Here is a 25,330-nt window from a genome sequence, read left to right as displayed (position 1 = left end):
AATTTAAATGATAAGATTGGGGCGTTAACATGATAAAGAGAATACTTATAGGTACGACTAATCCTGCAAAAAAACAGAGATTTATGGAAATATTAAATGATTATGACTGCGAAATAGTAACACTGGATGATCTTAACATAACTGATGAGCCTGAAGAGTTAGGAAATACACCAATTGAAAATGCAAAAATTAAAGCAGAGTTTTATTCGAAATTTTGTGATAATGTTATCTGCCAGGATTCTGGACTATATTTTGCAGATATGGATGAAGATGATCCTAGGCAGCCTGGGTTGTACATAAAAAGAGTCGGTAATGAAGTATTAAGTTATGAAGGCATGATTACATATTATAGTAATATGGCAAAGAATTTTGGGGGAAAAGCTCTAGTATATTATAAAAATGGAACAGCTGTATTTTCAGATAATTGTTTTAAAGAGTTTATGGCTGATGATAAGACGAATAAAGCAAGAGGATTTTATCTACTTGACCATCAGATATGTGAGCCTATACCTGGTTGGCCGCTTGATAGCATAAGTCAAGATATTGAAAATCATGATAAAGAAACAGAAAATCTTTTGAGAGAGTATGATATTAAGTTCAGAAAATTTATAATTGACTCTTTTAAATTGAAAAAAATTGAAAAATAATTATAGGAGATGTTTAGTATGAAATTTTTCTTAGACACTGCAAATGTTGATCAAATAAGGGAAGCAAATGAAATGGGAGTAATCAGCGGTGTTACTACAAACCCATCACTTATTGCAAAAGAAGGCAGAGACTTTAATGAAGTTATTAAAGAAATTACTTCAATAGTTGATGGACCTATCAGTGGCGAAGTTGTAGCAGAAGATGCAAAAGGAATGATTGATGAAGGAAGAAAGATTGCAGCAATCCATAAAAATATGATTGTTAAAATTCCTATGACTGCTGAAGGACTTAAAGCAGTTAAGGTTCTTTCTAAGGAAGGAGTTAAGACTAACGTAACTCTTGTATTTTCGGCAAACCAGGCACTTCTTGCAGCTAATGCTGGAGCAACTTATGTAAGTCCATTCCTAGGCAGAGTTGATGATATTTCAATGGATGGGATGGAAATTGTAAGAACCATTGCTGAAATCTTTGATATCCACGGAATAGGCACTAAGATTATAGCAGCTAGCGTAAGACATCCACTTCATGTAATTGAAGCAGCAAGAGCAGGTGCTGATATAGCAACAATACCATATAAGATTTTAATGCAGATGATAAAACATCCACTAACAGATCAAGGACTTGAGAGGTTCAAAGCAGACTGGAATGAAACATTCAAGAAATAACTTATTTGTTGAATACGTCTTGTTTTATTATTATTATTAACAAAGGTTTTAATAATTTGTTTTAAATGCATCTAAAGAACAATTATTTTATTACGATAATAATTTTAGTTTAAAATAAGTAATTACTGGAGGTAACGTTATTATGAACGATAATGATATATTATTAGAAGCTGGCACAGGAGAAGTAGAAATTATAGAATTCGTTGTTGATAATACAAACTATGCGATTAATGTTGTCAAAGTTAGAGAAATAATTGATATGCCTGAAAGTGGTATAACAAAGCTTCCTAATCCAAATAAAGAAATTGCAGGTCTTATCTTATGCAGAAATGAGATATTAACATTAGTAGATCTTAAGTATATATTATCTGGAAGCAAAGCTAGTATGACAAACAAGGTAATAATTTGTGAATTTAATAATATAAAGGTAGCATTTAACATTGATGAGATACTAGGTGTTCATCGTATAAAATGGAGTGATATAAGAAAGCCTGATGATTTATCTGCAGCGTCATTATCAGTAGGTAATATACTTCTTGGTGATAAAGTAATATTGATGCTTGACTTTGAAAAGATAGTAACTGATATTTGTCCAAGCTGCGGAATTAGTGAAGATAGACTTGTTTCTGTAGACTACAAGGATAGATCAGGAATACAGTTAGTACTTGCTGATGATTCAGCATTAATAAGACAGCTTTTAAAGGATACTTTAACTAAAGCAGGATTTAAGAAGCTTAGAGTCTTTGACGATGGAGAACAGGCTTTCAATTATCTTCTTTCATTAAAAGAAAAGGATGGTGCTGATTTTATAAAGGAAGCACAGATGCTTATTACAGATATCGAAATGCCTCAGATGGATGGATTGACTCTTACTAGAAAGATTAAGGAAGACGATGTATTAAAGAAGCTTCCAGTTGTAATATTCTCATCTTTAATTACTGATGAATTAAGGCATAAGGGAGAATCTGTAGGTGCTGATGCTCAGCTAAGTAAGCCTGAAGTTGAAGAACTTGTAGATAAGATAGATCATTTATTAAATATTTAATTATATATCTTTTATGATTTTTTTAGCACTCTGCTGTTATGCAGGGTGCTTTTTTATGGTATAGGGAATTCATTGGAAAAGGTTAAATTATTCTTAACAAGATTTAATATAAAGTTAATATTGTTAAAATATAATTACTATAATGGAATATATTCGCTGATATGGTTTGTTATAAAATACATAATAAAACTTTTGATTGTCATACAATATTTACGACATTGATTTGGTAAAGATTATAAAAAGTAGTAATTAATTAAATAAGTGAATGATTCTTTGATTATTACATGCATTATTCGTGCTAATTAGTAAAATACCACTAAATTTAGACTTTTACAAAAATAACATTCGATGTTATTGTATAATTGTGCTATCAAATACAAATTTGATATATAAACTTTAAGGGGGATTTTAAATGTTAAATCATTCAAAAAAATGCAGCCTATTATCATTAATAGTTGCATCAGCTATGACTTTTTCATTAATTACACCAATGCCAGTAAAGGCTTCGGCAAATGATGAAAATAATGAGAGTGTAGTAAATTTGCAGATTTTATCTACAACAGATACACATGGTAGATTTTTACCATATGATTATGCAATTAATGCAGAAAACACTTCGGGAAGTCTTGCTCAGGTTTCTACAAAGGTTAAAGAACTAAGAGCAGTAAACCCAAATACTATAATGGTTGATGCAGGTGATATCATTCAAGATAACTCAGAATCATTGTTTTTAGATGGAGAGTCAAATCCTATGGCTACAGCCATGAATGAAATTGGTTATGATACTATTACTCTAGGTAACCATGAATTCAATTATGGTATTCCAACCTTAAATAAGGTTAAAAAACTTTTCAAGGCAACTGTACTTTGTGGTAATGTCTATGATAAAGATGGTACTACTTTAGGTGCTCCATATAAAGTTGTTGAAAAGGGCGGCGTAAAAGTAGGTATAGTAGGAATGGTTACACCTAACATAACAAGATGGGATGGACCAAATCTTTCTGGATGTAAAGTTACAAATTCAGTTGACGAAACAAAGAAAGCTATTTCAGAATTAAAAAAGCAGGGAATTAATACAATTGTGGCAGTTGATCACATGGGAATAAATCAGGAATATGGTACTAAAGGTTCAAGTGCTATTGATATATTAAATGAATGTCCAGAAATTACTGCATTTGTAGCAGCTCATTTCCATAATAATATTTCAGGTAGTTATTATTATAATGGAAAAGTATATTCTTCAACAAAGAAAGGTATTTCAGTTATATCAAATGATGGTACTGAAGCAACAGGAACTGTAGAGGCTTACAATGAAGCAAAAGAAAAGGGTACTGTAATAGTTGAAGCAGGAAAATGGGGACAAAACTTAGCTCAAATAAACTTAAAACTTACTAAAAATAAAGAAGGTAAGTTTGAAGTTGCTAATAAAGGTCAGGATATTACAAGTACTTCTTATAGTTTAAAAGGTGTTGAAGCTGATCCAGTACTTGTAGAAAAGCTTAAGCCATTTAGTGAGAAAGCTATTGCAGATGCCAATACACCTATCGGAACATTAAGGGATGGAGATCTTGTTCCTGAAAATGAAGTTAAAGGCATTGAACAGGCAAAACTTCAGCCAACACCAATGATTGATTTAATCAATAAAGTACAGATGTACTATGGTGAAAAGGTTGCTAATCACAAAATTGATGTTTCTTCAGCAGCAGCATTTAAAGATGGTGCTAATATAAAAGAAGGAACAATTAAAAAGTGTGGTACGGCTGATATTTATAAGTTTGATAATACATTATATGTATTAAAGATTTCAGGAAAATCATTAAAGAAGTATATGGAATGGTCAGCTTCTTATTATAATCAGTATTTACCAGGAGATTTGACTGTTTCATTCAACAAGTCTATGCCTGGATATAATTATGATATGTTTACAGGATTAAAATATCAAGTAGATATATCTAAAGAAGTAGGAAAAAGAATAACAGGACTTACTAAGTATGATGGTACACCAATTAATGATGAAGATGAATTATATCTATCATGTAATAATTACAGAGCAAGTTCACAGCTTTTATCATTAGGACCTGTATTTAAAGATCAATCTGAACTTCCTATATTAGTTGGAAAATCAGAACAGACTGAGGGCCTTGGTGATGGAAGAATAAGAGATCTTATTGGCTCTTATATTAAAGATGTTAAAGGTGGAACTATTACACCTGAATGTGATAATAATTGGAGTGTTATTGGCAACAATTGGAATGTGCAGAAAAGAGCATTGGCTGTAGCTGCTGTCAATCAAGGAGATATAAGTCTTTCTGGAATTGCTGGTGAACAGACTTCTAATAATTCAAAATCAGTAACTTGGTCAGACGTTAAAGATGTACTAGAGAAACATGGCAAAAAAGTTGTTGATGTTGTATCATTCAATGATTTCCACGGTAGCCTTGAGAATTCAGGTAAGAATACAGGAATGTCTAAGTTTGTAAATTCAATAAAAGAGTATAAAAATGCAAATAAAAACACAATTGTTGTATCAGGTGGAGATAACTATCAAGGCAGCGCTATGTCAAATTTAACTTATGGTAAACCTGTCTCTGCAATGCTTAAACAGATAGGTATTACTGCTTCAGCTGTTGGTAATCATGAATTTGATTGGGGTACAGCACACTTAACAGAATGGAGCAAGGATGGTAACTTTGATTTCTTGGCATCAAATATTTATGATAAGAAATCGGGTAAACCTGTAAGTTATGCTAAACCTTATAAGATAGTTGATATGAATGGAGTAAAGGTTGGATTCGTTGGATTAACTACTCCAGAAACAGAATATAAAACTAAAGCAGAAAATGTTAAAGACATTGAATTTAAGGACCCTGCAACTGCAGCTAAGGAATGGGCTGATAAGTTGAAATCAGGAAGTCTTCCTGAAGGAAAAGCTGATGTTGTAATAGCACTTACTCATATTGGATCATCTCAAGATTCAGATGGAAAAATAACTGGCGAAGTTGTAGATTACAAATTATGTGATGTTGGAAATTTAGATGCTATAGTATCTGCTCACTCTCATCAGCCTGTTTGTGGATATGTTGATGGTAAAGATGCTAAAGGAAAAACAGTCAAGAAACCAGTTGTACAGGGATACTACAATGGTAGATCTTTAACAGATATGTCTATAATATTTGATCCAGAAACAAATAAACATGTAGTTTTACCAAGTCTTGACAACTTATATCAGAGACAAAACACATTAAAAGATGATGCTGAAGCATTAAAGACATATAAACAATTTGAAGAAGAATTAAAGCCAACATTAAATAGAGTTGTTGGTATAACAGATACTGACTTAACTCATGATTCAAGAGGACATCACGGTACTTCTGTACTTGGAAAATGGGTTTGTGATGTAATGAAAGATGCTGCTAAGACTCAGATTGCTATGACTAATGGTGGTGGAATTAGAGCATCAATTAATAAAAGAAGTATAACTATGGGGGACCTTTATACAGTAATGCCATTTGATAATACTCTTGTTACAATGAACGTTACTGGTAGTGAAGTTAAGAAGCTTATAGAACATGGTATTTATAATGATAATATAGGTTGGATTCAAGTTTCAGGAATTAAAGTTTATTATGATAAAAATAAGGAAGCAGGAAATAGAATTTCTGCTATGTGTCTTGATGATGGAAGCAAAATTGAAGATAATAAAACTTATTCACTTGTAACTAACGATTTTATGGCTACTAATGGTGATGGATATAACTTCGATAATGCTAAGAATGTAGTTGATACAGGTGTCCCTGTAAGAGATGCAATGGTAGAAGCCTTAGAGAAACTTACTAAGGAAGGAAAACACCTAAACTACAATTATTTTGAACCTTTAATAGATGGACAAGCACCTGCTAATAATAGCGGAAATAAAAATCCAGGTACTGGAAATCAGGGTCGGGATGATAATAAACCAGGTGCTGGTAATCACGATGATGATAAGCAAGGTCAGAAACCAGGAGAAGGAACTACTACACCTGTAGTTAAACCTAATGATAATAACAACAGTAATAATAAGCCACAGACTGGAAAGCCTGCTGACAAGAACAATGGTTCAAATGGCAGCACAAAAGGTAAATCAGATAAAAATGCTGTTACAGGTACAATGCCAAAAACAGGTTCAATGGCTGGAGAAGGTGCAATGGCAGCTGTAGCAGTTGTATTACTAGTTGCAGGATGTGCTATAATAATCGACAAGAAAAAGAAAGCAGCTTAATTATTTAAAAATTAATAAGTAAATGGAGGGCGTAAGCCTTCCATTTGTTTTTGGTAATTGATTAAGAACAGTTTGTTATTTATAATTGTACATGTGTGAGGGGGTGTCAGAATTTGAAAAAAACAGATCATAGTAATACAATTCCCTTTGAGTCTGTTAAGGTTGGAATATTACTTGCCATCGTTGGCGGATTCTTAGATGCATATACTTTTGTTGGCAGAGGTGGTGTTTTTGCAAATGCGCAAACTGGAAACATAGTACTTATAGGTATCGAAATTTATAATAGAAATTTTCATAAAACATTGTTTGCAGTTGCTCCAGTACTTGCATGTATACTTGGTGTCATTTTTGTGGAAATTATAAAGGAAAAATGCCCTAAAAAACTTGCAGAAGAATCAGAAACAGTAATAATTATTGTGGAAATTATAATATTCTTTTTTATTGGGTTTATACCTAAGTCTGTTAATGATTCAATTGTAAATATAATAGTGGCTTTTGTGTCATCTGTTCAGATTGCGTCGTTTAGAAGGCTAGTAGATTCACCATATAGTACAACAATGTGTACAGGTAATCTAAGAACTGCTACACAGTCAGCATATATAGCTATAACTAAGAAAAATGAAAAAGCTTTTGAAAAATCTATAAGATATTTTAAAATTGTTGGCGGATTTTTAATTGGAGGATTTTTGGGGGCTATGATGACATCATACTTTGGAGTTTCATCGATATGGTTTGCATCTATTGTGCTAATAATTACAGTAATTGTAGTAAAAATAGATAAAAGAAAACATGCTTAGTTTAACTAATTTAATTTATTATGATACAATAGGTGTAGGTAATAAATAATACAAGAGAAGTGTTATTATTTGTTTTATACAATGTAATTATTTCAATTAGTTTAGGAGAGATATAAATGAGCATTAATAGAAATTCTAAATGCTGGTGTGGCAGTGGTTTTAAATATAAGAAATGTCATCTTGCATTTGATGAAAAAATTCAGGAATTATATAATCAAGGCTATGAAGTGCCTAGCAGGGATTTGATAAAGAATCAAAAAGAAATTGAAGGTATTAGAAAGAGTGCAGAAGTTAATAATGCATTGCTTGATTATCTTGAACAAAATATTAAAGAAGGCATAAGTACAGAAGAAATAGATAAAATGGCTTATGAATTTACAACTGCTCATGGAGCAATTCCTGCAGATCTTGGTTATGAAGGATTCCCAAAGAGTCTTTGTACATCTGTAAATAATCAGATATGTCACGGTATACCAAGTGAAGATGTGATTCTTAAGGATGGAGATATTATAAACATTGATGTAACAACAAATTTAAATGGTTATTTCTCTGATGCATCAAGAATGATAATGATAGGAAATGTATCATCAGAAGCTAAAAGGCTTGTTGAAGTTGCTAGAGAATGTTTATATGAAGGAATTAAGGCTGTAAAACCTTGGGGATTCCTAGGGGATATCGGAGCTGCTGTTCAGGAACATGCTGAAAAAAATGGTTATTCAATTGTTAGAGAGTTTGGAGGACATGGTGTTGGTCTTGATATACACGAAGATCCATTTGTATCTCATGTTGGAACAAGAGGTACAGGAATGATACTTGCTCCAGGCATGGTATTTACAATTGAACCAATGGTAAATGAAGGAACATTTGAATTATATATTGATGAAAATAATGGATGGACATCATATACTAAAGACGGTAAACTATCAGCTCAGTGGGAACATACACTGCTTGTAACAGAAGAAGGTGTAGAAATAATTTCTAAGTAGAAAAAGATCAGCAAGTGCTGATCTTTTTTTGTAATCATTATATTATGGATTTATGAGTAAAACTAAAATATATTTATATTTTTAAGTGCAATTGTTTACCAGAATAATCCAATTCGTATAAATTACAAAAATATTGCAAAATAAAACATAAAATTGAAAATTAAGTAAAATGGTTGTATAATTATATATATTAATGGGGTTATATGAAGGGAAAATAAAATGGTCAAAGTATCAAAGGAATTTAAATTAATATCTGCAATTGCTGTAATATCAGTTATTCTTTCTTTTATAGTGCATGGTAGTATTCAAGCAGAAACGTTAGTGACAACCTTTAGTGTTTTTACGGGTTCATTATATGGTGCTGCTTTAATTATGATTTATAATACAGATAATAAGTACATTTCGAAGTTTTATAAGTATTTAACAGTTGGATTTTCAGGATCTGCTATTTTAACTATATCATTCATTTTGCTATTTAAACAGGGATTTAGCAGCATTAAGGTATTAAATATGCTTGGCAAAATGTTCTATATTACTTCATTTTATCAGCCATGTACACTAATATTTTCTTTTAAAAATCAAGATAAAGAAATTAATTATCAAAGATTAATCTTAATCAATATTGTGTTTGTTCTTACAAGTTTGGCAATAAGTTATAGTGATAAAATAGCCTTTTTTAATAATGTTAAGGCTCTTGAAGTAAGTATAAATAGAGATATTGTTATATTGTTACTTGCTTCATGTTATGTTTATGCATGGTATTTGGCAAATTCAAAAAAAAGTAATAAGAACATTGAAAAAAGGATATTATTTTATATAAATAACTATATTATTTCTAGGGTTTTTATACTTATTGTTATTATTGGTACTAACCCATCTAAATCAACTCTTAGAATATTGTTCATGTATCTATTAATTCTGATAGGTGATTATTTTATGGTTAAGATTTTGGTGTCAAAAATAATTTGTCAGCCTGAACAAATAATTTATAAAGAACTGCTTGATAAAAGTAATAGTTTAAAAGAAACAGTTATAGAACTTTCAAAAGCTAAAAAAGATATAGAAGATAATGCTGAAAAATCATTAAAGGTAATTAACAATATTCCTGTTGGAATCTTAGTGCTTAATGATTCTAAAATTTCTTTTGCCAATGAAGAACTATTAAAAATGTTTAACATAGTTGATAAAAGAGTTTTAATAGGTAAAAAGTTAACCGATCTCATTGAAAATAGCAATACAGATTTTAATATGGCAATGTATCATGATAAAAAAATCGAGAAATTAAATTTCTCATTTAATAATGTGAAATTAATATGTAGTTTGCATCTGGTTAAGGTAGAGACATTAGGTGGCGATGATCATATTGCAATCGTTGAAAATCTCTCTGCAAAAATCAGTATCCAAAAACTTCATGATCAGATGGAGAGGCATAAAGAGCAGGAAGTGGTAAAGGATGACTTTCTTGCAAATCTTTCGCATGAGTTTAAAACTCCTATAAATGTAATATATTCTGCAATTCAGATGGAGGACTTAAGTAAAAGAACAGGTAATATAAGTGCGATAACAAAATATAATGATATTATTAAAAAGAACTGTTATAGGCTTATAAAACTTATCAATAATTTTATTGATGCAACAAGATTACAACAAAGAACAATTAAGACAAGTTTTAAAGCAATTAATATAGTATCATTAGTAGAGGATACCACAATGTCAGTTATTTCTTATGCTGAGAACAAAGGTCTTACTATGACATTTGATACAGATAATGAAGAAATATATGTTAATGCTGATAATCTATTGATTGAAAGAGTTGTCTTAAATCTGATTTCTAACGCAATAAAATATAACAAGGATAATGGGCATATAGATGTACTTATTGAAACAAACGAAAATGAAGCTTGTGTAAAAGTTAAAGATACAGGGATTGGTATTTCAAAAGAACATCAGAATAGGATGTTTAATAGATATGAAAGACTTGATAAAAAGCTTGCAAGAGAAAAAGAAGGCAGTGGTCTTGGTTTAAATATTGTTAAGGAGATAATTGATCTTCATAAAGGAAGAATTGAAGTAATAAGTGAAGAGGGTGGAGGTACTACAATTTCCTTTAGTCTTCCTATATTAAAGGAAGGTGAATTCAGTTATGATTATAATGATACAAGTAACTGCGAAATAGACAGTAAATTAAAATATACAGCTGAAGTGGAGATGTCAGATATAATGGAATAATAAAATTAACGGCATATAATTAGAGATTAAATTATGTGCCGTTAATAATATTTAGAGCTTTTTTATATAACATATATTCTTCGATTATAATATCATCAATAGTATTCTGCATATTTTTATTTATGGATATTAATTCATTAATATTTGATGATGCACATATAGAACTTTCAAATTCTGAAGCTGCACTGAACATATCGCTGGCTATTTTCTTTTCTTCATCTGTAATATTTAAAAGTAAATCAAATTCATTATGCAATAGTTCATTTGTATCTAATTTAAGAAGTAAATTACTGAAGAATAAATGATAGAATTGTTAGTGAATTTATCATGCTTTCAAATTTGATTTAATATTCACATTCCTCAAGGTCTTGACACAATATATGTTCTAGCATAGAGGAAGCGTTAATTGGACTTTTAATTGAGTCTCTGACTAAGTTAATCTCATTTTCCTTACTAGTGATTTTCTTTGAGCTGCTTAATAGGTCAGCTTCACCTGAGAGTATAGATGAATTTGATCTTTCAATTGAGGCTATGGAACTTATAATGTTTTTATTCTCTGAAATGAATGTTGAAATACGCTGGCTTTCAGGAGTGATTATAAGTTCATTCTGCGATGGCATTTTAAGTTGTACATTGCATCCATTTGATGTACTCTCAAGAAATTTATCATTATTTACATACATAAAGCGGCTTCTATTCCAGCAGGTATTGGTATTGTAATTGTAAATGCAACTCTTGCACCGACTACTAATGGTTGTATTACGGTAGCCATAAAATCTCCTCACTTTATATCCAAGATTTATAATGTTAGGAATATTTAATAACATTATATTGTAACTTATTAGATATAATGGTTTTTGGTTGCTATTAAGAATTATAATAGGCAGGAAATATAGAAGAATATATAGAAAAGAAGATACTAAAATATATAATTAAAAAAGGTAGTTTTTCCATACTACCTTTTAAAATATATTTATTTAATTTCTGATGTTTTTATTCTTTCAATGTGTAGAGCAAGATATCCAACCTCTACCTCGTCTACAGGCTGTTTTAATTCATGTGCTATTTTATCACATATATTTAAAGCTATATCATATGAATTCGGAAACTGTGTTTTTGTGTACTCATTTATATCAACATGAAGTTTTTCATTTTGTTTTAATCTTACTATCATGAATTTCACATGATTCATTAACCTTGAGTATGAAAGCGAATCGGTTTTTATTTCAATGTTAAATTTATCTTCAACCTTTTCTATTGTTTCTCTTATTATCATTGCAATTCGCATTGATTGTGATACGTTATCGCTGGTTAATGCTGAATGTATGTGAAGGGTAATGTAACCAACTTCATCGTTGCTAATTTCAGCACCTGTTCTTCTTTTTATAATCTCTTTTCCTTTAAGGGCTACTTCATATTCATCTTTAAATAGAGATTTAATATCATCAGAAAACGGGTTATTAACGACCAAATCCTTTTTCAATCTTTCAATTGAAAATGCAATATGATCAGCTAAAGTAACAAGTACTGAATTATCAATTTTTTTAAATCTTTTCTCAGCGATATTTAAAATTTCGCTAGCTATTTCTAGGTATAACGGCTTCATGTTATCAATTAAATCTAAAGAATTACCTTTTTCTGTTTCTTTCTGTAGGCAATAGCACTTTGAGTTTTCGATATTATCAAATAAATCATCTATTTTTCTGTTGAATCCTATTCCTTTGCCTAGAAATACTATTTCATTATCAGATCCATCTGTTGCCAATATAGCATTATTATTCAACACTTTTATTACCCTAAACATTTTCAGTTCTCCTTTTAATATTTAATAAATTTTGCCGTTTAATGAATAAATGATATGCAATAAAAAAAGGCATTATTACCAACTTTATGATACTAATGTCATCTAAATCATTTACAAAAGTACTCTGTTTTTTTCTATATTAACATTTTGAAAAAATAAAGTCAATAATTATTGTTTTATAAATTATTGTTTAAAATATAGCCAATAAATTGAAAAAGTAATAATTATTGAACAAAATAAAGCTGATTCTGGAAAAAATATGGAATATAATGTATAATTAATTATAATATTGTATTAGAGTATTATTTTGCTCTTGAAATAACAAAATAATTTATAGTTATAAATTATTGATGGGAGGAAACCATTATGCAGATAAGCTGGTGGACAATGGGATTGCCGATACTTAGAAATATGGGTATTAATCAATTTAATATGAATAGATGTATGTTTAGATTATCAACAGGAAAGCGAATTAATAGCGCTGCTGATGATCCCGCAGGTCTTGCTATATCACAGAGAATGGAATCCCAAATTAGAGGACTCGAAATGGCTAAAAGAAATTCAGAAGACGGCATCTCACTTCTTCAGACTGAAGATGGATATTTGGATAGTGTACACTCAATTCTACAGCGAATGAATGAACTTGCCACTCAATGTGCCAATGGTACATTAAAACCTGAAGATAGGAAATATGCTGATATTGAATTTCAACAACTTAAAGCTGAAATTAATCGTATTGGCAGGGATGCTGAATTTAACGAAATGCCATTATTTGATTCAACTAGAAATAGTAATATTGATAAAAGTGACAATACTATTAAGATTCATGTTGGTGCAAACAGTAATCAGAATATTTCTGTAAAAATGCATGATATGAATGCAGCTCAAATAGGTATAGGTGATGCTAAAATTGATACACAGGAAAATGCACAAAAAGCTATGGATGCTGTAAAAAATGCTATAAACGATGTGTCAAGAAAGCGTGCTGTTATTGGTGCAACTATGAACAGACTTGAGTTTATAGTTCAGAATCAGGGTAATGCAATTGAAAATTTGACATCTTATCAATCAAGAATTTTGGATGCCGATATAGCTAAAGAAGCAATGGAGTACGCTAAAAACAACATCCTCATGCAGGTTGATCAGTCTTTAGTGGCACAAGTAAATAAACAGGGACAGAACATGGTAGACATGCTAAAGAAAATGTTAGGACAATAATTGAAGGCTATAAGTATATTCTTTATGAAATGCAAATTCATTCTTTAGTAATATGAGGGCTGCAGGACATATGAAGAAACGACCTGAAGAGACCGCTGGGAACAAGGTCGGCTTCGTAATATGTCTTGTAGCCCTTTTTTTATATTTTCTTATGTAATATAAGATTAAGTTTTAAATTTTGTACATATCCTTTGTCATTTTTTTAATAGATACCTAAATCCTTTTTTTGTTCTAAAGATTGATGATATGAGTATTACACCTAGAGCTAATGAACCAGCATTTGATAATGTTGTTACACCATAGTCTATAGCTTTAATGTAGTTTCCTGTTAAGAACTGATACATGCTGTTGTAAACACCATAGCCTGGAACTAAAGGTATCAGAGCACATATACTTAAAATAGTATAAGGTGTGTGGTATTTTATCGCACAAATCTGACAGAATATGCTGAACGATAATGCTGCAATAAAGTATGCAAGATTATCACTGCTTCCAAGGTTTAAACATAGCTTGTATGCAAACCATCCTATTGAACCTGCTATGCCTGATAAAAAAAGGTATTTTCCCTTAATATTAAATAGTATGCCAAATCCATAAGCAACAAAAAATGCCGCAATCACTTCTATAATCATAATTTAATCTCCCTCTACATCATTAGTAATTGTATTACAAGAAATGTTCCAACAGCAGTTGATACTCCAACAAATAAAGCTTCAGCTGCATTAGTAAGTCCAGCAACAAGTTGTCCTTCAAGTATATCTCTTATTGAATTTGTAAGCGATAAACCTGGAACAAGCAGCATGATAGTTCCTGCAATAAGTTTGTCTATTCCTTTTATAAAACCTGCTTTTAAAAATATTATAGAGAATAGTGCAACAGCTGCCCCGCATAATCCATTTCTAAAAAAAGGATTAAGATAAGTTCGACATAGTGTTTCTGATATAAATTGTACAATTATTCCGATAAAAAATGCAGCAACAAAATCAGAAGCATTGCCGCCAAACAGTATCGTAAAAGTAGATGTTGAGATTCCTGCATAAAATAATTTCTTTTTCAAAGAGTACGAATCATCTACATCAATATCCTTTAGTTCTTTTTCACATGCTTCTATGGGAAGTTTTTCATTATAGATTTTTCTAGACAATGAATTAATTTTATGTACCTTGTTTAAATTTACGCCTCTAGAGGTTATTCTCTTGACAATTGTATGAATTTTACCTTTATCTATTGCTGTAACAACAATAGAAGTTGTAGATGCAAATACATCAACCTCTTCAATGCTAAATGATTTGCAAATTTTAAATATTGTTTCTTCAACTCTATATATTTCGCCACCACTTTGTAGCATAATCTTTCCAGCTGTCGTTGAAAAATTTAATATTCTGTCTATATCCATCTTTAAACCTCCGTATATTAATAACATCAGTATTATACATTCTTATAAAATACATATCAATAAGTAAATTTACATTAAAAATAATAAAGATTATAATATAAACTATACATTTATATGTTTATCAGGGGGATTATTAAATGATAAGAGATTTAATATTGAAAAACAGATCATACAGAAGATATTATGAAGAGAGAAATATTGGTACAGTAATATTAAAAGAGCTTGTTGACCTTGCAAGGTTATCACCAAATGGTAAAAATATTCAAGCTTTAAGATATATGATTTTCAATGACAGAAATATAAACGAAATAATTTTCAAAAACTTATTCTGGGCAGGTTATTTAAAGGATTGGAATGGGCCTAGAAAGGGAGAAAGACCATCAGCATATATAATTATGTTAAAAGATACAAAGCTTATGGATACAGGAAGTGAGGATGAAGGGATTGCCTCTCAGAGCATACTTTTAGGAGCTGTGGAGAAAAAACTAGGTGGATGCATTATAAGACATATTAATAGGAAAGAACTAAGAACTTCTCTTAACATAAGTGATAGATATGAAATAAAGCTTGTTATAGCTCTTGGTTATCCAAAAGAAGAAGTAGTAATAGAAGAAATAGGACAAGAAGATGATATAAAATATTATAGAGACGAAAATTTTATTCATCACGTTCCAAAGAGAAGGCTGGAAGATGTACTTCTAAGAATAAATGACGACTACGAAATTGTAAAAGCAAATCCTAATGACAAAGATAAGGTGATTACTGTAATTAATAAGACAACAAAAGATCTCCTTTCAAGGAAAATAAATCAGTGGGAGTATCCATGCAATGAAAATGAAATAGAGGATGATATAAAAAACGGAAATCTTTATGTATTAAAGCTTAATGGTACAATTATAGGAACATTTGGTCTTAAATCTATTATTGAGTATTTTGGTATCAACATTGATACAAGTAAAACACTTTATTTATACAGAATAGCATTAGATCCAGATTACCAGGGCAGAAAGATTGGGGCTAAAATAATAACATTCTGTAAAAAGTATTGCAGCAGCAACAACAAAATCATTTATCTTGACTGCTGGAGTGGCAATAAAGCTTTAAGAAATTTCTATTCAAGCCAGGGAATGGAGTATGTAGGTGATTTTAAAGAAAAAGATTACAGCGTCAGTGTGTTCAAGCTATAGTTGTAATAAATGGTGATAAAATATGAAGAAAATTTTGATAATTGAAGATGATGCACTACTGAAAAAATACATGAAAGAATACCTTAATGCTTATGATTATGATATTAGTACTGTAGAGGATTTTGATAATATTGAGAAGATAGTCATGAATGAAGTTTATGACTTAATACTTCTTGATATTAATCTACCTAAGTTTGACGGATTTTATTTCTTGAAATTGATCAGAAAGAAATTGAACGTGCCCGTAATTATTGTATCTGCACGAAGTGAAGAAGGTGAACAGATAAGAGGCATGGATCTTGGAGCAGATGATTATATAACGAAACCTTTTAGTATGGGTATACTGCTTGCTAAGATTAATGCAGTTCTTAGAAGAACTGAAAAAAGCACAGGCACTATATCTGAGGTTAATGATATAAAGCTAGTATATTCGAATATGGAGCTTAATGATGGTGACAGAGTTATTTCACTTACTAAAAATGAGTTTAATATATTGAAGATATTTTTTGAAAATTATAGAAGAGTTATTACGCGGGAACAACTGATTAATGAGTTGTGGGATGAAGATGAATTTGTTGATGATAATACCCTTACTGTAAATATAACAAGAGTAAAGAAGCTTATAAAAAATAATAATCTTAATTTAAATATTGAGACTAAAAGGGGTATTGGATATGTGTTATGCTGATATGATTCTTAGAACACTAAAAAAAGAAAAAGCTGCCATAATATTATTTGTTTGTGGCAGTATATTAATGAATATTTATTACACAATCCTTTCTAATGTAGGCTTTAAACTGTATCCGTTAATTATTAATATGTTTTTCCTTATTTTATATTTATTCTATAAATTTTTTGCTTATAGAAAGTTATATAAATGTCTTGAAGAAGGAGTTACAAGTCCACAGTATAACGGTGGTAAAAACTCACTTTTTGAAGATGTCATTGAAAAGGAAAAAGAAATTCATAAAAAGTATCTATCAGAGATATCTAAGCTTAATGATAGTATAAAGGAAAGAGATTTAATGCTTATTGAATGGATTCATAATATGAAGACGTCTGTCTCTGTTATATCACTTGCTACAGAAAGCATGAAAAGTAAAGAAGGTTCAGACATAAGGTATGAAAACGAGCTATTAAAAAAGAACCTGGAAAATGTTTTAAATGTTTTCAGAATGGATGAATTCAGCAGTGATTATGTGCCTGAGAGTATAAATCTTAATAGTATAGTAAAAGAAGTAGTTAATAGCGAAAAAAGCAGCTTTATATATGGAAAAGTATATCCTAAAAATAGAGTGAATAGTTCGTTAAATATTTACAGCGATAAAAAATGGCTTAAGTTCGTTATAAAACAGCTCATAATCAATGCGGTTAAGTATTCAGAAGCAAATAGTTCTATTATGATTTTTGGTGAAGAATCTGACTCTAATATTACGCTTCATATAAAAGATAAGGGCATAGGTATCAAGAAAAGTGAGATCCACAGAATTTTTGAACCTTTTTTTACAGGTACAAATGGTAGGTCTTCTGATAAGTCTTCAGGTATGGGACTATATATGGTTAAAAAAATATGTGATAAACTACACATATCTGTAGATGTTTCATCTGAGAGCGGAAAAGGTTCAGATTTTTCACTTACATTCAGAAGAAGTGAGAATTGTTAGATCTTTGTGAGATTATGGTTATTACGTGGAAGGTGCTAATTTAAATGCATCTTCCATTTTGTTTAAATGCTTAGAATATGTGTTGCAACACTTTTTTTCAATCTTACATTGGTGTAAGGTTTTGTAATAATAGTCGATTTGGATAATAAAAAGGCAGCATTATACTAAAAACATAGAGACATTTAGGAGGATGATTATTATGAAAATACTAGAATGTAAGAACTTAACCAAAATATATGATGCATATAAAGGGGCTCAGGCTGTAAAGGCAATAAATAATCTCAGCTTTACTGTAAATGAAGGCGATTTTATAGGTATAATGGGACCAAGTGGCAGCGGAAAAACAACTCTTCTTAATATCCTGTCAGGTATTGATACGTGTACTTCTGGCGAGGTACTTATTGGTGGAAAGAATATAACAGCGTTAAGCAAAGATAAACTTGCTCTTTTTAGACGTGATAATCTTGGATTTATATTTCAGGATTTTAATCTACTTGACAGTCTTACTGTAAGAGAGAATGTGGCATTTCCTCTTACGCTTGATAAAGTTAAACCATCTGAAATAGAAAAAAGGACTGATGAGATACTAAAGTATTTTGATATCTATTCTATCAAGGATTCATATCCTTACAATATTTCAGGGGGACAGAAACAAAGAACGGCAGAAGCACGAACACTTATTAAGAATCCAAAGATTATACTTGCTGATGAACCTACAGGAAACCTTGACTCAAAATCATCATTTAACGTCATGGAAAGTCTTAGAAAAATTAATCAGGATAAGAATTCAACAATAGTCATGGTTACCCATGATCCTTTTGCTGCATCATTCTGCAAAAACGTTATTTTTATAAAAGATGGACAAATTAAATTACAGATTGATTCAGATGGGGCGCGAAAGGATTTCTACGATAAGGTTGTTGAATCACAGATGATTATAGGAGGAGAGAATTAATGGACTTTTCTTCTTTAATTAAAAAGAATATTAAGCATAACATTAGGAATTATACTGCATTTCTATTTGGTAATATTATTATTCAGTGTATACTATTGATGTTTTTCACATTAGCTTTTAGCAGTGAATTTGAAAAAATACCTTCAAGCAGTGCTATCAAATCAGAATTTAACCTTATACTAACAGGCATGGTTTTATTTAGCATCTTCTTTGCTTTATATACAGCAGTTACATTTACAAAGTACAGGGGCAGGGAGTTTGGTGTTTATTATACCATTGGACTTACATCAAAACAGATAATTAAAATACTAAGCTACGAAAATATTATAATATCATTTGCATCATTTATAATTGGTACTATAACAGGTGTATTGTTTTCGAAGCTGTTCTTTATGATAATTTCATCAATACTAAAAACTAGTGAGTACACTGATTTCTTTAATATTAAGGCAGTTGTCATAGTCTTTCTTATTTCTATTGCAATATTCCTTATTTCTACTTTATATCAGCTTTATTATATAAGGAAGACTCCAATTGTCGAAATACTTAAATCAAAAGCAAAGAAAGATATAGGAAAAACAAGCTTCATTACAGGAATTATATCGTTAGTAGCATTTATAGCATCACTTATTCTTTATAAAAAATCTTTTTCAGACACAGAGTATTCATCTACAATGCTTAAAATAGGTTTAGGTGGCACATTTATATCGTTATATTTTGTAATAGGTTTTGCAATGACATTTATTGTTAAAACATTAAAGCATTTTAAACGATTCTATAACAACAATATCCTTTTTATTAATTCATTATCACACAGGTTTTATTCACTTAGAAATGTTTTGTATATAGTTTCAATAATGACATCAGGAGCTATAATATTTACTTCGCTTTCATACAGCACATATAAAAGCGTAAAGATTACTACTGATACAAAGTATAAATATGATCTTAGCTTTGTTGTTCCTTTAAATACTTCAGAGTCTAGGATAAAAGAAATCTTAAAGGATAATGATATTAGAGTAAAACAATATAATGAACTTGAAGGTTTAAATGTCTTTGACTTAAGAGTGACTGGTGAAGATTTAATCCCTCATGGCATATCGCTTGTGATAAGTGAAGATTCATATAGGAAGTTTACAGGTGAAAGTTTAAACTTAAGAGATAATGAACTGCTTTATGGCAAATTATCAGACAGCGGACTTTTTAAAAATTCAAATATACTGTTTGACTGTTCTAATGTAAAAAAAACCAGTACATTTTCAGAATATAAAAAGAAAATACCTGAAAATAAGTATATGTTCTTTGAACAGCAAAATAAGAAGTATAATAAAACATTGGTTACAAACAGCAGTGCTTCAAAGTATTTTATAAGAGGTATTAATATCACTGTCAACAATGAAAACTATAAGAAGCTTTCTAATATGTGTAATGAAGAATCTAAAACTAAAGATATTCTGCTAAATATTGATCCGTATGACTACAATTACTACAAAAAGAATTTACAGCAGGATCTTAAGAAGGAATTTGGTGATAAATTTGCTGATACACTATGTATTAAGCAGGAAGAATTTGATGAATTCTTAAAATCAAGTCAGTTTAATTTATTCACATATTCATTCCTTGGATTCATGTTCCTTATAGGAAGCTCAGCTATCCTTTACTTTAAGACTATTGTAACTTCTAGGGAAGATGTAGAAAGAGCATTAAAGCTTTCAAGACTTGGTCTTACAACAGGAGAAATACTAAAGATCTCATATAAAGAACTGGCAGCAACATTTTTACTACCGCCATTACTGGCTATACTAATTATAGGTTATTTTCTGAAGAATATGCTTAACTTAATTCCAAATGGTGAAGTACTGTTTTATAACTGCTTTCATATATTTGCATTATATGTAGCTATTCAGATAATATTCTACGTTGTGACAGCCTACAAATATAAAATCATAATAAAAGACATATAAGATATGGTATAAGGTCACAGGTTTGTTAAGTAAATCTGTGATCTGTTTCTTTTATCGTTAAATTTTTATATACGTTTATAATATTTAAATTAATTGCCCACACTAATATAAGTGAAAAATATCATTAATTTATAGTAGAGGATTTTGAAATCATGGAACAAAAGATAAATGAACAATCATTACAGGAAAAACTTCAGGAAGAAAAGTTCAAAAAGATGACAGAGTCAAAAATTCCAGGACTTATTATAGAACTTGGTATACCAACAACCATCAGTATGCTTATAACATCATTTTATAATATGGCGGATACTTTCTTTGTGGGTAAAATCGGCACAAGCGCTACTGGAGGTGTGGGTGTAGTATTTTCACTGATGGCTATAATTCAGGCAATGGGATTTACATTCGGTCATGGAAGTGGAAATTATATATCAAGACAGCTTGGTAAACATGATTATGATGATGCATCACAGATGGCATCAACAGGCTTTTTTTCAGCACTTATAGCTGGAACACTTTTTGGAATTACAGGACTACTTTTTATAAATAAACTTGTAGAAATATTGGGGGCAACAAAAACTATAGCACCTTATGCAAAGCAGTATGCTATGTATATATTAATTGGTTCTCCATATATGACAGCTTCACTTGTGCTTAATAACCAGCTGAGATATCAAGGGAGTGCATTTTATGCTATGGTAGGCATAGCAACAGGCGCTGTAATTAATATTGCACTTGATCCTATCCTTATATTTGTATTTAATATGGGAACAGGAGGGGCAGGCCTTGCAACAATCATTAGTCAGTTTGTTAGCTTTCTCCTTTTATTAAAAGGATGTACAAAAGCTGGTAATCTAAGATTGCATTTTAGGGATTTTAATCCTAGTGTAAGGCTTTATAAGGAAATTATAAGGGGAGGACTTCCATCTTTCTGCAGACAAGGCTTATCTAGTCTTGCAGTCATTGCGCTAAATTTTGCGGCAGGTATATATGGTGATGCTGCCATTGCAGCTATGTCAATAGTGAGTAAAGTAACTTCATTTTGTTATGCTGCAATAATGGGATTTGGTCAGGGATTTCAGCCAGTATGTGGATTTAATTATGGAGCTAAACTATATGGAAGAGTACGAGAAGCTTTCTTTTTCTGCATTAATGTGATAACATCATTTGTCATTGTGTTATCTATAATTTGTATTACAGGTGCACCTTATATAATTCAATTTTTCAGAAAGGGTGATATGACTGTTACAGCTATAGGTACAGCAACATTGAGAGCTCAGGCGCTTGTTTTTCCACTTGTGGGCTGGATAACACTAACTAATATGATGCTTCAGACTATAGGCAAAGCTGTAAGTGCCTCTATACTTGCTATGGCAAGACAAGGAATTTTCTTTCTGCCATTTTTAATGGTACTGTCTTATTATCTAGGACTTACAGGTATAGAAATAGCACAGACTGTAGCAGATATTGCAAGCTTTCTTCTTGCACTGGCTCTTGGAATAATTGAACTTAGAAAACTGAAATTATTAGAAAAGCATGAAATGTAGAATTTACATTATAAATTCTTAATTAATATGGTATAATAGCTTACATTGTGAGGTGAGTTGTTATGAAAATTAATGATTTAGAGAATATTATTACTAAGCATTCTTCTTCATCTATGAGAAAGAATGCTTTATGTGTTTTAAAAAGTAGCAGCATTAAATTGACTGGAAAAGCATTTAAAGAATTTTATTCTATATATGGCAGAGTAGATGATAATGATGTGTATGTTAAAATCAATACTTCTAAATCTATAATTGAGAAAGTATCATGTACATGCAGTCTTCATCGAAGTTATAACGGAAATAAGATATTTATGTGCAGCCATATAATTGCATGTCTTTATAAATTCATAAACTATAATAAAAAAGTAGCTAAAAAGAAAGTCGATAATAAAAAAAGATTAGAAAAGAATAGCAAGCCTCAGCAGATTAAATCACAGACTATAACTACTCAAAAAGAATCTAAACCTGCTACTGATAACAGATACATCAAAATAAAGAGGATTAAAAATAATGATAATATTTTTTATGAATGCAGGAAGTTTCCGTATAAAAATAAAGAGATTATTAAAGATACTGAGATAAAGGAGTATGTTTTATCCCTTGGTGACAGAATAATTAAGTTTACCTATGATTACATTGAAGTTTCCTGTAAGGCTAAAAATAAAAATCTGGATCTTTATTTTACAGTCAAAGAAGATGATGAAAGTCTCATTGTTACAACTCATAAAAAGTTACCTTTATCACTAAGTAGTGATAATGATATCTTTTTCTATAATAATGATATTTTTGTGCCAAGTAGTAAGCAGCTTAAATACTACCTTCCATTATATGATGAGCTTAAAGCTAAAAATGTAATTAAGAGGCACCTTACTATTGAAGACTTTGAGAGTATAACTGATTTGCTTTTTAAAGTAAGTAAGAATGTTGATATACGTGAAGAAGTCAGGGAGTTTGTGTTTAATCTAAGCACTATTGAGCTTAATCTTTATGATGAAAATGGTGAAATTTACTGTGATGCTTATGTAAAGTATTTTAGTAAAAAGTACAACTTGTTGGATATGCATGATAGGAAATATGAAAGTATATTAATAAAGCTAGAAAGTCACAATTTCCCAGTAAATGGTAACAGACTAAAATTTACTGGAAATGATGATGATTTGTTTAATATACTTACTAAACAGGACAGCGCGATAAATTCTATAGGAAATGTGAATTTAAGTAGCAGTTTAAGGAAGATGATTCTTGGTAATGATGATATAAGTTTAAACATAGATAACGATGATGATAGACTATTTATGACATATGATATTAAAGGATTATCAAGAGAAGAAATTCTTCAGGCTTATGAAAGCTATAAAAATGGCAACAGATACTTTAAAACTTCATCACATTTTCTAGATTTAGAGGATGATGCTTTTATCAGTCTTTTTAATATAATCGATATCTGTAAAGAAAATGATAGATTAGAAATTGACGAAGATAAAGAGTTGTATGTATTTTCTGCATCTAAAAACATTAATAAAGTACGTGGAATTGATAACTTAAATCATGTGAAAGAAATATTGAGTTGCGATTATGCGGTCCCTGATAATTTAAATGCAACATTAAAGGAATATCAGGAAGATGGATTTAAATTCTTAAAAAGATTATACAAATTAGGCTTTGGTGGAATACTGGCAGATGAAATGGGTCTTGGAAAAACGATTCAGACTATTACTTTCCTGCTGTCAGAAGAAAGCAGAAGATTTTTAATAGTATCTCCATCATCACTTATCTATAACTGGAAGAGTGAAATTGAAAAGTTTGCTCCAAGTTTAAAGGTAGGAATAATATACGGTGTTCGCAGAATTGATGTACTTAATAGCTATGAGGAATATGATGTGCTTTTAACAACATATACTACACTTAAAGCTGATTTAGAAGCATATAAAGACAAGTTTTTTGATGTCTGCATCATTGATGAAGCACAAAACATTAAAAACTATAAGAGTCAGGCAGCTGAAGCAGTGAAATCTGTTAATAGTAATGTGAACTTTGCACTTACTGGTACACCTATTGAAAATAATATAACCGAGCTATGGAGCATCTTTGATTTTGTTAATAGTGGTTATCTTGGTACAATTGAAGAATTTAAAAATAAATATTCATATAACATTGAGCTTCTTAAGAGTATGACTGAACCATTCATACTTAGAAGAACAAAGTCAGAAGTCAACATAGGCTTAAAAGAGAAGAAAGAAAAAATAAAGCTGATACCAATGACTAGAAATCAGCGGATTCTCTATAATTCATATGTTAAGTCTATAAAGAACGAACTTAGGATGAGCAAAAATAGTATATCTATTCTAACCTATCTTACAAAGCTTAGAGAGATATGTCTTGATCCAGCACTTATTGACGATGAATACGATGGAGGCAGTGGCAAAATAAATGAACTGCTTAAGATTGTAAACATGAATAAGAATAAAATGCTTATATTTTCACAATTTACTGCTGCTCTTGATAATATTGAAGAGGAATTAAAAAAGCTGGATATAAAATGTTTCAGGATAGATGGAAAAACACCATCTAAGACAAGAATTAAGAGAGTAAATGAGTTTAACAGCTTTCAAGGTGAAGCTATATTTCTTGTTTCGCTTAAAGCGGGGGGAACAGGTTTGAACTTAACTTCTGCCTCTACAGTTATACATTTTGATCCTTGGTGGAATCCTGCCTCTGAAGATCAAGCAACTGACAGAGCACATAGAATAGGTCAGAAATCACAAGTAAATGTTATTAAACTTATTGCAAAATCCACAATAGAAGAGAAGATTGTTTTACTTCAAAATGAGAAGAAGTCACTTATAAATGATATCTTATCAAGCGAACTTAGTGATGCTAATCGAATAAACAAATTATCAAATGAAGAAATATTGAAGCTTTTATTTTAATTTTGCCTAATTGATAACAATTTAGTACAATAATAGTAAG

Annotated in this window: 20 protein-coding genes; 15 read left to right on the top strand and 5 right to left on the bottom strand. The window is 30.4% G+C overall.

Annotation, left to right across the window (positions count from 1 at the left end):
- The first annotated feature begins 29 nt into the window (after positions 1 to 29).
- The 7 genes from FYJ33_RS06460 to FYJ33_RS06430 all read left to right on the top strand — a co-directional run bounded on the left by FYJ33_RS06460 (position 30) and on the right by FYJ33_RS06430 (position 10,628).
- Positions 30 to 647, top strand: coding sequence for a non-canonical purine NTP pyrophosphatase (locus FYJ33_RS06460; RefSeq protein ID WP_154530929.1), 618 nt, complete (start codon positions 30 to 32; stop codon positions 645 to 647).
- An 18-nt stretch (positions 648 to 665) separates the two neighbouring features.
- Positions 666 to 1,313, top strand: coding sequence for a fructose-6-phosphate aldolase (fsa, locus tag FYJ33_RS06455; RefSeq protein WP_154530928.1), 648 nt, complete (start codon positions 666 to 668; stop codon positions 1,311 to 1,313).
- A gap of 142 nt (positions 1,314 to 1,455) precedes the next feature.
- Positions 1,456 to 2,358, top strand: coding sequence for a chemotaxis protein (locus FYJ33_RS06450; protein ID WP_154530927.1), 903 nt, complete (start codon positions 1,456 to 1,458; stop codon positions 2,356 to 2,358).
- A gap of 412 nt (positions 2,359 to 2,770) precedes the next feature.
- Positions 2,771 to 6,616, top strand: coding sequence for a 5'-nucleotidase C-terminal domain-containing protein (locus FYJ33_RS06445; RefSeq protein WP_154530926.1), 3,846 nt, complete (start codon positions 2,771 to 2,773; stop codon positions 6,614 to 6,616).
- 113 nt (positions 6,617 to 6,729) lie between these two features.
- Positions 6,730 to 7,413: a YoaK family protein gene (locus FYJ33_RS06440; RefSeq protein ID WP_154530925.1), complete on the top strand. Its 684-nt coding sequence runs from the start codon at positions 6,730 to 6,732 to the stop codon at positions 7,411 to 7,413.
- A gap of 116 nt (positions 7,414 to 7,529) precedes the next feature.
- Complete coding sequence (locus tag FYJ33_RS06435; RefSeq protein ID WP_154530924.1) at positions 7,530 to 8,399, top strand: methionyl aminopeptidase; 870 nt, start codon at positions 7,530 to 7,532, stop codon at positions 8,397 to 8,399.
- A 219-nt stretch (positions 8,400 to 8,618) separates the two neighbouring features.
- The gene (locus FYJ33_RS06430) at positions 8,619 to 10,628 is read left to right on the top strand and encodes a sensor histidine kinase (protein ID WP_154530923.1); all 2,010 of its coding nucleotides are present in this window, start codon (positions 8,619 to 8,621) and stop codon (positions 10,626 to 10,628) included.
- A gap of 31 nt (positions 10,629 to 10,659) precedes the next feature.
- Here FYJ33_RS06430 and FYJ33_RS06425 read toward each other — a convergent pair whose 3' ends face one another.
- From FYJ33_RS06425 to FYJ33_RS06415, 3 genes are all read right to left on the bottom strand, one after another.
- The gene (locus FYJ33_RS06425; protein ID WP_154530922.1) at positions 10,660 to 10,884 is read right to left on the bottom strand and encodes a hypothetical protein; all 225 of its coding nucleotides are present in this window, start codon (positions 10,882 to 10,884) and stop codon (positions 10,660 to 10,662) included.
- Between the two features lie 88 nt (positions 10,885 to 10,972).
- Complete coding sequence (locus tag FYJ33_RS06420; RefSeq protein WP_154530921.1) at positions 10,973 to 11,311, bottom strand: hypothetical protein; 339 nt, start codon at positions 11,309 to 11,311, stop codon at positions 10,973 to 10,975.
- A 290-nt stretch (positions 11,312 to 11,601) separates the two neighbouring features.
- Positions 11,602 to 12,432 (bottom strand): PRD domain-containing protein, encoded by an 831-nt coding sequence (locus FYJ33_RS06415; protein WP_154530920.1) that lies wholly within the window; start codon positions 12,430 to 12,432, stop codon positions 11,602 to 11,604.
- A 366-nt stretch (positions 12,433 to 12,798) separates the two neighbouring features.
- Between FYJ33_RS06415 and FYJ33_RS06410 the strand changes: the two genes are divergently transcribed.
- Positions 12,799 to 13,650 (top strand): flagellin N-terminal helical domain-containing protein, encoded by an 852-nt coding sequence (locus FYJ33_RS06410; protein ID WP_154530919.1) that lies wholly within the window; start codon positions 12,799 to 12,801, stop codon positions 13,648 to 13,650.
- 194 nt (positions 13,651 to 13,844) lie between these two features.
- On the opposite strand, the gene FYJ33_RS06405 is transcribed toward FYJ33_RS06410, so the two are convergent.
- Positions 13,845 to 14,282, bottom strand: coding sequence for a threonine/serine exporter family protein (locus tag FYJ33_RS06405; RefSeq protein ID WP_154530918.1), 438 nt, complete (start codon positions 14,280 to 14,282; stop codon positions 13,845 to 13,847).
- Positions 14,283 to 14,296: 14 nt separating this feature from the next.
- On the bottom strand, positions 14,297 to 15,046 hold the full coding sequence (locus FYJ33_RS06400; protein ID WP_154530917.1) for a threonine/serine exporter family protein: 750 nt from the start codon (positions 15,044 to 15,046) through the stop codon (positions 14,297 to 14,299).
- 137 nt (positions 15,047 to 15,183) lie between these two features.
- On the opposite strand from FYJ33_RS06400, the gene FYJ33_RS16825 reads away from it, so the two are divergent.
- From FYJ33_RS16825 to FYJ33_RS06365, 7 genes are all read left to right on the top strand, one after another.
- Positions 15,184 to 16,233, top strand: coding sequence for a GNAT family N-acetyltransferase (locus FYJ33_RS16825; RefSeq protein ID WP_154530916.1), 1,050 nt, complete (start codon positions 15,184 to 15,186; stop codon positions 16,231 to 16,233).
- A 22-nt stretch (positions 16,234 to 16,255) separates the two neighbouring features.
- Positions 16,256 to 16,921: a response regulator transcription factor gene (locus FYJ33_RS06390; protein ID WP_154530915.1), complete on the top strand. Its 666-nt coding sequence runs from the start codon at positions 16,256 to 16,258 to the stop codon at positions 16,919 to 16,921.
- A complete protein-coding gene (locus tag FYJ33_RS06385; RefSeq protein ID WP_154530914.1) occupies positions 16,908 to 17,897 on the top strand; it encodes a sensor histidine kinase in 990 nt (329 codons plus the stop codon). Before FYJ33_RS06390 ends, FYJ33_RS06385 begins: the two co-directional genes overlap by 14 nt.
- A 199-nt stretch (positions 17,898 to 18,096) precedes the next feature.
- Positions 18,097 to 18,852: an ABC transporter ATP-binding protein gene (locus FYJ33_RS06380; RefSeq protein ID WP_154530913.1), complete on the top strand. Its 756-nt coding sequence runs from the start codon at positions 18,097 to 18,099 to the stop codon at positions 18,850 to 18,852.
- Positions 18,852 to 20,816: an FtsX-like permease family protein gene (locus FYJ33_RS06375; protein WP_154530912.1), complete on the top strand. Its 1,965-nt coding sequence runs from the start codon at positions 18,852 to 18,854 to the stop codon at positions 20,814 to 20,816. Before FYJ33_RS06380 ends, FYJ33_RS06375 begins: the two co-directional genes overlap by 1 nt.
- Before the next feature lie 152 nt (positions 20,817 to 20,968).
- Positions 20,969 to 22,360: an MATE family efflux transporter gene (locus FYJ33_RS06370; RefSeq protein WP_154530911.1), complete on the top strand. Its 1,392-nt coding sequence runs from the start codon at positions 20,969 to 20,971 to the stop codon at positions 22,358 to 22,360.
- A 62-nt stretch (positions 22,361 to 22,422) separates the two neighbouring features.
- Positions 22,423 to 25,290 (top strand): DEAD/DEAH box helicase, encoded by a 2,868-nt coding sequence (locus FYJ33_RS06365; RefSeq protein ID WP_154530910.1) that lies wholly within the window; start codon positions 22,423 to 22,425, stop codon positions 25,288 to 25,290.
- Positions 25,291 to 25,330 lie beyond the last annotated feature (40 nt).

Origin of the sequence: Inconstantimicrobium porci, assembly GCF_009696465.1 — a bacterium.
GTDB classification, from domain to species: domain Bacteria; phylum Bacillota; class Clostridia; order Clostridiales; family Clostridiaceae; genus Inconstantimicrobium; species Inconstantimicrobium porci.
The sequence above is the reverse complement of the archived record's forward strand: the minus strand, read 5'-3'. Positions and strand labels throughout refer to the sequence as shown.

Excerpts from the sequence above, each read along its gene's own strand:
- FYJ33_RS06460 (WP_154530929.1), top strand. The coding sequence starts at position 30 with ATGATAAAGAGAATACTTATAGGTACGACTAATCCTGCAAAAAAACAG.
- fsa (WP_154530928.1), top strand. The coding sequence starts at position 666 with ATGAAATTTTTCTTAGACACTGCAAATGTTGATCAAATAAGGGAAGCA.
- FYJ33_RS06450 (WP_154530927.1), top strand. The coding sequence starts at position 1,456 with ATGAACGATAATGATATATTATTAGAAGCTGGCACAGGAGAAGTAGAA.
- FYJ33_RS06445 (WP_154530926.1), top strand. The coding sequence starts at position 2,771 with ATGTTAAATCATTCAAAAAAATGCAGCCTATTATCATTAATAGTTGCA.
- FYJ33_RS06435 (WP_154530924.1), top strand. The coding sequence starts at position 7,530 with ATGAGCATTAATAGAAATTCTAAATGCTGGTGTGGCAGTGGTTTTAAA.
- FYJ33_RS06430 (WP_154530923.1), top strand. The coding sequence starts at position 8,619 with ATGGTCAAAGTATCAAAGGAATTTAAATTAATATCTGCAATTGCTGTA.
- FYJ33_RS06420 (WP_154530921.1), bottom strand. The coding sequence starts at position 11,311 with ATGTATGTAAATAATGATAAATTTCTTGAGAGTACATCAAATGGATGC.
- FYJ33_RS06415 (WP_154530920.1), bottom strand. The coding sequence starts at position 12,432 with ATGTTTAGGGTAATAAAAGTGTTGAATAATAATGCTATATTGGCAACA.
- FYJ33_RS06410 (WP_154530919.1), top strand. The coding sequence starts at position 12,799 with ATGCAGATAAGCTGGTGGACAATGGGATTGCCGATACTTAGAAATATG.
- FYJ33_RS06405 (WP_154530918.1), bottom strand. The coding sequence starts at position 14,282 with ATGATTATAGAAGTGATTGCGGCATTTTTTGTTGCTTATGGATTTGGC.
- FYJ33_RS06400 (WP_154530917.1), bottom strand. The coding sequence starts at position 15,046 with ATGGATATAGACAGAATATTAAATTTTTCAACGACAGCTGGAAAGATT.
- FYJ33_RS16825 (WP_154530916.1), top strand. The coding sequence starts at position 15,184 with ATGATAAGAGATTTAATATTGAAAAACAGATCATACAGAAGATATTAT.
- FYJ33_RS06390 (WP_154530915.1), top strand. The coding sequence starts at position 16,256 with ATGAAGAAAATTTTGATAATTGAAGATGATGCACTACTGAAAAAATAC.
- FYJ33_RS06385 (WP_154530914.1), top strand. The coding sequence starts at position 16,908 with ATGTGTTATGCTGATATGATTCTTAGAACACTAAAAAAAGAAAAAGCT.
- FYJ33_RS06380 (WP_154530913.1), top strand. The coding sequence starts at position 18,097 with ATGAAAATACTAGAATGTAAGAACTTAACCAAAATATATGATGCATAT.
- FYJ33_RS06375 (WP_154530912.1), top strand. The coding sequence starts at position 18,852 with ATGGACTTTTCTTCTTTAATTAAAAAGAATATTAAGCATAACATTAGG.
- FYJ33_RS06370 (WP_154530911.1), top strand. The coding sequence starts at position 20,969 with ATGGAACAAAAGATAAATGAACAATCATTACAGGAAAAACTTCAGGAA.
- FYJ33_RS06365 (WP_154530910.1), top strand. The coding sequence starts at position 22,423 with ATGAAAATTAATGATTTAGAGAATATTATTACTAAGCATTCTTCTTCA.